This is a genomic window from Leucobacter soli (assembly GCF_042659205.1).
GTDB lineage: Bacteria > Actinomycetota > Actinomycetes > Actinomycetales > Microbacteriaceae > Leucobacter > Leucobacter soli.
Map to the genome: position 1 here is coordinate 1 of NZ_JBHSRW010000089.1, position 9,246 is coordinate 9,246.

6 protein-coding genes are annotated in these 9,246 nt (G+C 70.1%); all 6 read left to right on the forward strand.

From position 1 onward, the window contains the following. Nucleotides 1–115: 115 nt before the first annotated feature. Nucleotides 116–1,696 carry an EamA family transporter gene (locus tag ACFPZL_RS07280; RefSeq protein ID WP_218115978.1) on the forward strand — a complete coding sequence of 527 codons (1,581 nt, stop codon included), beginning with the start codon at nucleotides 116–118 and terminating at the stop codon, nucleotides 1,694–1,696. Nucleotides 1,697–1,760: 64 nt separating this feature from the next. Further along, entirely contained in the window at nucleotides 1,761–1,943 is a 183-nt protein-coding gene (locus ACFPZL_RS07285) for an HPP family protein (RefSeq protein ID WP_218115977.1), read from the forward strand. Between the two features lie 53 nt (nucleotides 1,944–1,996). Beyond that, nucleotides 1,997–3,415 carry an NAD(P)/FAD-dependent oxidoreductase gene (locus ACFPZL_RS07290; RefSeq protein ID WP_218115976.1) on the forward strand — a complete coding sequence of 473 codons (1,419 nt, stop codon included), beginning with the start codon at nucleotides 1,997–1,999 and terminating at the stop codon, nucleotides 3,413–3,415. A gap of 33 nt (nucleotides 3,416–3,448) precedes the next feature. Continuing rightward, a complete protein-coding gene (locus tag ACFPZL_RS07295) occupies nucleotides 3,449–3,811 on the forward strand; it encodes a cupin domain-containing protein (RefSeq protein ID WP_218115975.1) in 363 nt (120 codons plus the stop codon). Between the two features lie 173 nt (nucleotides 3,812–3,984). Next, a complete protein-coding gene (locus tag ACFPZL_RS07300) occupies nucleotides 3,985–5,358 on the forward strand; it encodes a uracil-xanthine permease family protein (protein ID WP_218115974.1) in 1,374 nt (457 codons plus the stop codon). 188 nt (nucleotides 5,359–5,546) lie between these two features. Then, the coding region (locus ACFPZL_RS07305; RefSeq protein ID WP_382334981.1) for an AAA family ATPase at nucleotides 5,547–9,246 on the forward strand (3,700 nt) is incomplete at its 3' end.

A 9,246-nucleotide genomic window follows, 5' to 3' on the forward strand; every position in this document is an offset into this window, starting at 1 on the left:
GTGCGCAGCGCCTCCACGGCCGCGGCGGCCGCGCGCGCGGCGCGATCCGCCCATCCGCCCGCGACGGGGTCTCCGCTGGTCATGCGGTCAGTGTATTGCGCGATAACCTGAAGGGATGCCAGATCCCGCATCGCAACGCTCGTCCCGTAGCGCGATACGCACGGCGACCCGCACCTCCACCATCCGTGCCGTGGTGCTCGTGCTCATCGGCAGCATCGGCGTCCAGATCTCGTCCGCGCTCGCCTACGGTCTCTTCGACACCGTCGGCGCGATCGGCACCAGTTCGGCCCGGATGACGATCGCCGCCGTCCTGGTGCTTCTCATCTTCCGCCCGCGGCTTCGCGGGCGGAGCCGTGGCGAATGGGCCGGGATCGTGCTCTACGGCGTCGCGATGGCGGCCAGCAACATCCTCCTGTACCTCGCGATAGACCGGATCCCGCTGGGCATCGCCACCACGCTCGACTTCCTCGGGCCCTGCGTCGTCGCGCTCGCGTTGTCGCGGCGCCTGCGCGAGGGCCTGCTCGCATTGCTCGCCTTCGCGGGGGTGGTGCTCATCGCCGGCCTCGGCGGCCCGGTCGATGCGCTCGGTCTCGTGTTCGGCGCCGGTGCCGGGGCGGCCTTCGCCCTCTACACCGTGCTCGCCGCGCACATCGGCAAGAGCGAGGGCGGGATGCAGAGCATGGCGCTCTCCGTCGCGGTCGCCGCGATCCTCACCCTGCCCTTCGCGGCCCCGGCGATGCCACGCATGGAACCGGCCCACTGGCTGCCGCTGGTGCTCTCGGCCCTGCTCGGCACCGCGCTCGCCTTCACCGTGGACACGCTCGCCGGGCGCTTCGCCTCGGCGCGCGTCATCGGCGTGCTCTTCGCGTTCGATCCGATGATCGGCACCCTCGTGGGTGCGCTCTGGCTGGGTCAGTCTCTCACGCTGCCGGCGCTCGCGGGCATCGTGCTCGTGGTGGTCGCGGGCGCGGGCATCGTCTGGTCCGCCGGCCGGCGCAGAGCGGGCGACTCGGAGGCGGCAGGCAGTGCGGACCCGGCGCGCGAGGAAGCCGACGTGGCATCCGGCGAGAGCGTGGCCGCGGTCACGAGCGCAGTCGCGAGCCCCGTCGAGTCGCTCGAGATCGAGCGCAAGTACGAGGTCGAGGACGGGGCGGCCCTGCCCGCGGCGGAGGACTTCGCAGCGCTGGGGCTGCGCCTCGCGGAACCGGAGCATCACCGGCTCGAGGCCCGCTACTTCGACACACCCGACGGTGCACTCGCCGCGCAGCGCGTGGCGGTGCGGATGCGGGCAGGCGGCAAGGACGAGGGCTGGCACCTGAAGGAGAAGGGTGCCGAGGGCGCGCGGGAGCTGCTCTGGCCGCCCGCCGAGGAGATGCCCCAGGGCCTGCGCGCCGAGCTCGAGCGTCGGATCGGCGCGGACGGGGCCCGTCGCCTCGACGTGATCGGGCGGTTGCGCACGGAGCGCACGACGGTACGGGTGACTGCGGTGGATGGCGTCGAGGTGATCGAATTGGCCGACGACCGCGTCGACGCGACGAACGAGCTGACCGGCAGGCGCCAGCAGTGGCGCGAGTGGGAGGCCGAGTTGATCCCCGGTGCCGACGAGGGCCTGCTCGACCGGATCGAGCCGCTCCTGATCGCGGCCGGCGCGGCGCGCGTCCGGGGAACCTCGAAGATTCAGCGCACGATGAGCTGAATCGTTGCACTCGGAATTCGGACTCGCGGGAGACTCGCGGCTGCGCACCCCGTAGGCTGGGAGAGTGAGCAAGCCATCGGATCAGCCGACCCCCGGAGCCCGTCGCAAACAGGTTCTTCTCGGGTTGGCCGTCGGTGCCGTCGTGGGCGCAGGCATCGGCTGGCTCTCCGAATCCTGGTGGGCCGTGCTCGTCGGGCTGACCCTCGGGTTGGCGACGGGCCTCATCATGAAACCGCCCGCCGCGTAGGCGATCCGGCACGCGTCCACGAAACCACACACACGAGAGCACATTGATACGTAATGGAAACCACGGTTTTCGAAAGACAACGACCGGCCGCGAGGATCGTCGACGACTCCCTCGCCGAGACGAAGCACAGCTGCTTCTGGATCGATGACGTCGAGGGGAGCGCGGCCCGCTATCCGGCGCTCGAGACCGACCTCACCGCCGACTACGCCGTCGTGGGCGGCGGATTCGCAGGTCTCTGGACCGCGATCAAGCTGAAGACCGAGCACCCCGATCGCCGCGTCGTGCTGCTCGAGGGCAAGCGCGTCGGCTGGGCCGCGTCGGGCCGCAACGGAGGCTTCTGCGAGGCGAGCATCACGCACGGCGAACCGAACGCCGAGGCGCGCTGGCCCGATGAGGTCGAGTCGCTCGCTCGTATCGGCCACGAGAACCTCGACGCCATGGAGCGCTTCATCACCGAGCACGGCATCGACGCCGACTTCGAACGCACCGGCGTGCTGTCGGTCGCGAACGAGCCGTATCAGGCCGAGGAGCTCGGCGAATCCGACGACGAGCACCTCGTGCTCGACGCCGAGCAGACGCGCGCCCGGATCAACTCGCAGACCTTCCTCGGCAGCGTCTTCTCGCCGCGCGAGAACGCGAACCTGCACCCGGCGAAACTGTGCGCCGAGCTGGCGCGCCACGCCGCCTCCATCGGCGTCGAGATCTTCGAGCAGACCCGGGTCACCCGGCTCGGCGGCCGCAGCGACGAGCCGATCGAGCTCGAGACCGGGGGCGGTACGGTCTGGGCGAACCGCGTCGCACTGTGCACCAACGTGTTCCCTTCGCTGCTGAAGCGCTACACCTTCCACACCGTGCCGGTCTACGACTACGTGCTGATGACCGAACCGCTGACCGACGAGCAGATGGCGTCGATCGGCTGGGAGGGGCGCGAGGGTCTCGCCGACAACGCGAACCAGTTCCACTACTCGCGGCTCACGAAGGACAATCGGATCCTGTGGGGCGGCTACGATGCGGTGTACTTCGCGGGCGGGCGGATCAAGCCCGAGCACGAGGACCGGATGGAGACGCACCGCAAGCTCGCGGAGCACTTCTTCACCACGTTCCCGCAGCTGGCCGGGGTGAAGTTCACGCACCGCTGGGCGGGCGTCATCGACACGTCGACCCGCTTCTGCGCCTTCTGGGGTCAGGCGTTCGACGGTCGGGTGCAGTACGTCGCCGGGTTCACCGGCCTCGGAGTCGGCGCCACCCACTTCGCTGCCGATGTGATCGTCGACCGCTTCGCCGGCCGCACGACCGAGCGCACCGAGCTCGAGATGGTGCGGGAGGTGCCGCTGCCGTTCCCGCCAGAGCCTGCCGCGTCCATCGGCATCAACCTGACCCGTTGGGCGCTGAACCGCGCCGATCACAACCGTGGCAAGCGCAACCTCCTGCTCAAGACGCTGGACGCGCTGGGGCTGGGCTTCGACTCCTAGTCGGGCCGGCACGCGAGACGAAGGGGAACCGTGATGAACGAGTTGCTGCCGGAGGGCGCGAACGGCGTCGTGCACGCCCGTGGAGCGATCGTCGAGCTCGCTCCCGTTCCGTTCGATGAGGTCGACTCTGGCTCGCCCCGCCAGGGCGTGCTCGAGCTCGGGGCGCTGGGCGGCTGCGAGGCCGGGATCTGGGAACTCCGCGACGGCGCGGTGCGCGACACCGAGGTCGACGAGCTCTTCGTCGTGATCTCGGGCGGCGCCACGATCGAGCTGCTGGATGAGGGACGGGTCGTAGAGGTGAAGGCGGGGGACGTGATGCGGCTCACCGCCGGCACGCGCACCCGGTGGATCGTGGCGGATCACATCCGCAAGGTCTACCTCGCCGCCGGCGACTGAACCGACGACGGAGCAGCCGGCGATCGAGTCGGCGATCCAGCAGGACGCTTCCGCTGCCGCTCGAGCGGCATTCGCTGTGCGGGCGCACGGGATGACGGCATCGCCGTCAGGCCACTAGAGTCGTACCCAGTGCGCCCGCAGAGCGGGCCCCGTATGTACGCAGAGGAGCGCGCATGACCCAGACATGGAAACTGCACGGTGATGGAAAGGGCGTCGCATCCGACGCCATCGTTCTGCCCGAGGAACGGCTGAGCTGGCCCAAGACGATCGGCTTCGGCGCCCAGCACGTCGTCGCCATGTTCGGCGCCACGTTCCTCGTGCCGCTGCTCACGGGGTTCAGCCCGACGGCCACCCTCTTCTTCTCAGGCCTCGGTACGCTCATCTTCCTGCTCCTGACGGGCAACCGGCTGCCCAGCTACCTCGGATCCTCGTTCGCCTTCCTCGCACCCATCTGGGTGGCTACCGGCGTCGGACCGGGGGAGGCCGCCTCGCCGGAGGGCCTCGCCCGCGCCTCGTTCGGCATCCTGGTGATGGGCATCCTGCTCGCGCTCGTCGGCCTGCTCGTGCAGAAGACCGGCACGGGCTGGATCAACGCGCTCATGCCGCCCGTCGTGATGGGCGCGATCGTCGCCCTGATCGGCTTCAATCTCGCTCCGGCCGTGAAGAACAACTGGCTCGGCAATCCGCAGAGCAACCCGGCCGTCGACCAGGGACTCCACTCGACAGCGGCGGTCATCACGATCGCCGCGATCATCCTGATCACGGTCCTGTTCCGCGGCCTGATCGGGCGCCTCTCGATCGTGCTCGGCATGGTCGTCGGGTACATCGCCGCCGCGCTGATGGGCATCGTCGACTTCTCGGGCGTGGCCTCGGCCGACTGGGTCGGGCTGCCCGCCTTCCATCTCCCCGGGAACCCCTTCTCCGATCCGAGCCTGTGGGGCCTGCTGCCGGCGTTCCTCCCGGTCGTCCTGGTCCTCGTCGCCGAGAACGTCGGCCATATCAAGAGCGTCGGCCTGATGATCGATCGCGATCTCGACCCCAAGACCGGCCGGGCGCTGCTCGCCGACGGCGTCGCGACCGTGCTCGCCGGCCTCGGCGGCGGATCCGCGACCACCACCTACGGCGAGAACATCGGTGTCATGGCCGCGACCCGCGTCTACTCGACCGCCGCCTACTGGGTGGCCGGCATCATCGCGATCCTGCTGGGATTCTCGCCGAAGATCGGTGCGCTCATCTTCTCCGTTCCCGCCGGCGTGCTCGGCGGCGTGACGGTGGCGCTCTACGGATTGATCGCCCTGATCGGCGTGAAGATCTGGATCGATCACGGCGTCGACTTCTCGAAGCCCATCAACCAGTTCCCCGCGGCGATCGCGCTGATCGTCGGCATCGCCGACTTCAGCCTGACGATCGGCGACGTGGTGTTCAACGGCATCGCGCTCGGCACGATCGCCGCCGTCGTCGTCTACCACGTGATGGCGTGGGTCGGGAAGGCGCGCGGCACCTCCGAGGTCGCTACCCCGATCCCGGCCGAGGCGGACACGCCCTAACCGCTCGGCGGAGCGTGGACGCGGACAATGATCGCGCACACGCTCCGCCCGGCCCGGCGCGGCCGCTCGGCGCCGGGCGGCCGCAAAACACCGGGGAACCTCCGCGGAATCTCACGCTCCGCCCGTAATCTGGCCGTGTGTGGAGTGTGGACCGACGCCGGAGATCAGGCGAAGCCCCGGGGGATGACGTGACCTCCGAGGACGAGACCGCGCCGCCGCGGGCAGCCGCCCCGCCGAACGCGCGAGCCAAGTTCCCCGAGCCTTTGTCCGCTCCGGTCGAAGATCACCTCACCGGCCCCATCGGTACTGTCGACCCGTTCGCTCTCGAGCACGAGGAATGGCGGCGGCAGCTCGCCTCGATCGGCGGCCGCAGCCCGCTGACTCACTTCGAAGATCATGCGAGCACGCGGATCGAGCTCTCGAATGCGCACCCCGCCGGCCTGCCCCAGTTCATCACCGGCCAGAAGATCCTGCTCTCGGCACTGATCCGCGATGATCTCGCCCTGCGTCAGGCCCGGCTCGCGGCCGCGCGCGTCACCGACAAGGCGGTCGAGATGCGCACCGTGCGCGGGCTCGAAACCGTGCATCTCGGCATCGGGCTCGCCAGTTGGAGCTTCGAGGGCGAGGACTTCACAGCCCCGGTGCTGCTCCGCCCGCTCGCGATCCGGCGCTACGGCCGCGACTTCGAGCTGAAGCTCAAGAAGCGCCCGAGCGTGAACCCGGAGCTGCTCACCACGCTGCGTGAGCAGTTCGGGATCGCGATCGATGCGCGCTCCTTGCTCGAGCTGTCGCAGGCCGAGGGCGTCTTCAAGCCCCAGCCCGTGATCGACCGTCTCCGTCAGATGGTGGTGGGTGTCCCCGGTTTTGTGGTGCAGCCGCGCCTCGTCGCCTCGTCGTTCATGAGCGTCTCCCGCCAGATGCTGGTCGACGCGAAGGATCTCGACACCCCGGTGCTCTCGGCTGTCTGTGGCAGCGAGGTCGCGAAGGAGCAGCTCGACCGGAGCTATCGCCCGGTCACGGCGCCCAGCCCGAACGAGCGCTCGCCCGAGACGGATCGGGCGCTCTACGACGCCGACGCGGAGCAGGACGACGTGCTCGCCCAGATCGACGCCGGGCATTCCGTCGTGGTGCGCACTCTGCCCGGCACGGGTGGCACCCAGACCGCCGTCAACGCGATCGGCGCGCTCGTGGGATCCGGCAAGCGCGTGCTCGTGGTCTCGCCGCGTCGCGCGACGATCGACGGTATCTCCCACCGGCTGAACCGGGTCGGGCTCGCGGGGCTCGCGGTGACCCCGAGATTGCTGCGACGCAACCTCGTCGAGGCGATCAGCCGCAACGAGTCCGCCACGGCCAGCCGGATGCGCGACGTCGACGACGCGCTGCTGCGTCTCCGCGGCGTACTCATCGACTATCAGGACGCGTTGACGCAGCCCGACGAACGCTTCGCGGTCTCGCCGCTCGAGGCGCTGCGCGAGCTGACACGGCTCGCGCTGCTCCCGACTCCGCCGAGTACTACGGTGCGGCTCGACGACCACGCGCTCGGGCATCTCACCCTCGACCGCAGCAGCGTCGCCGAGGACATCACCGAGGCGGCGCGGCTCGGCCAGTTCCAGTACGGCCCCGAGGATTCGCCCTGGTACGGAGTGAGCTTCGACACCACGGAGGCGGCACGCGTCGCGTACACGCTCGCTGTGGATCTCGCCGAGACCGAGCTGCCGCGACTCGTCTCGATGGCGAACGAGATCATCGAGCAGACGACGCTGCGCCCCTACGAGACGATCGCCGAGCTCGGCGTCTACCTGCGGCTGCTGATGGGGATCCGCGAGACCCTCGACCGCTTCACCCCCGAGGTCTACGACCGCTCGCTCACCGAGGTGATCGCGGCCCATGCGCCGCGCGGCGGCGAGGAGATGTCGAGCGGCAACCGCAAGCGGCTGCGCAAGCTCGCCCGCGAATACGTGCGTCCGGGCGTGCACATCAGCGATATGTACGCCCGCCTGGTGCAGATCCAGCAGCAGCGCGTCCTCTGGCAGCGCTACTCGACCGTCGTCGGTGCTCGGCCGGAGGTGCCGCTCGGCATCTCCGACGTCGTGTCTGCCTACCAGGCCGCCTACCAGGACCTCGAGAAGCTCGATCTCGTGCTCGGTCACGAGCACGAGACCCAGAAGATGCGGGCGTTGCCGCTCGTGCAGCTGGCCCGCCGAACCATCGACCTCGCGCGCGAGAGCGAGGTGCTGCACAACATCCAGGAGCGCACCACGATCGTGGAGCGTCTGCGCGCCGCCCACCTCGAGCCCCTGCTCGCGGATCTCTCGTCCAGGCACGTGCCGGCCGAGCACGTCGCGAACGAGCTCGAGCAGGCCTGGTGGCAGTCGGCGCTCGAGCGGATGCTGCAGACCAACCAGGCGCTGCTCAGCGCCAACACCGGAGTGGTGGAGCGGCTCGAGGCGGACTTCCGGGTCGTCGACGACGCCCATGCGGGTGCGGGCGGGCCGCAGCTCGCCGCCAAGCTCGCCGACGCCTGGCGAGTGTCGGTGCTCGATGCGAAGCAGGAGGCGATCGCGCTCCGCGAGCTGCTGCGCGGGGGAGACGCCCCGCTCGCGCTGCTCGCGAAGCACGCGCCAGGCCTCATGGGCGTGCTCGCTCCGGTCTGGGTGTGCTCGCCGTACGAGGTCGCGCAGCTGCCCGACGCGCTGCGTTTCGACACCACGGTGCTGCTCGACGCCGGCGCCACGACCCTGGTCGAGAACGTGGGCGCGATCCGGCGCTCGGCGCAGGTCGTCGCGTTCGGCGACACGGTGACGCAGACGCCGTCGGCCTTCGACATCGCGGTCCGCATCCCGAGCGAGGAGTCGGCCCCCGTCGTCGACGGCGAGACCCTGCACGCGCGGTCCGCATTCGCGCAGCTGCGATCGGTGCTGCCGGAGCTCGCCCTCACGCACAGCTACCGCGCCGGTGGCGAGGATCTCACGAACCTCGTGAACACCCGCTTCTACGACGGCGAGATCGTGTCGCTGCCCTGGGCGGGGACGTTCCTCGGGCACTCGAGCCTCACGCTCGACTTCGTCGCGAACGGGCAGGGACTGCCCGACCCGCACACGGGCGCGGTCGAGAGCACCGACGCCGAGCTGGAACGCGTGGTGCAGCTGGTGCTCGAGCACGCGAGCGAGCGGCCGCGCGAGTCCCTCATGGTCATCACGGCGAGCGAGCGGCACGCGGTGCGCAGCTACCAGGCCGTGCTTCGCGCCTTCTCCAAGTTCCCGCAGTACCGGGACTTCCTGCTCGGCGACCGGGCGGAACCGTTCGCGGTGCTGACGCTCGAGCAGGCGATGGCGCAGAGCCGCGACCGGGTCATCTTCTCCGTCGGCTACGGCCGCACCCCCCATGGGCGGGTGCTCTCGAACTTCGGGTCGCTGGGGAGGCCGGGCGGCGAACGCCTGATCGCGACGGCGATGACGCGCGCGCGCCGCGCGATGACCATCGTCAGCTGCTTCCGGCCCGACGACCTCGACGCGACGCGCATCAAGTACGGGATGATCGAGCTCTCGGAACTCCTCGCGCTCGAGCATCCCGAGCCGGCACCGGCGGCGCTGCCGTCGGAGCGGGATCCGATGCTCGGCGAGCTCGCGGATCGCCTCGAGGCGCTCGGCCTGAACGTCGAGCTCGACTACCGAGGTGCGATTCCGCTCGCGGCCTCGCTCGGCGAGCGCGCGATCGCGGTGGATCTCGACCTCTCCGGCGGTGAGCAGAGCCTGCGCGACGCCCTGCGGCTGCGGCCGACCGTCCTGCGGCGGCTCGGCTGGCACTACCACCGCGTGCACAGCTTCGACCTGTTCGCCGACCCCGAGCGGGTGGCTCGCGAGAACGGGGTCACCTACACGTGCTCGG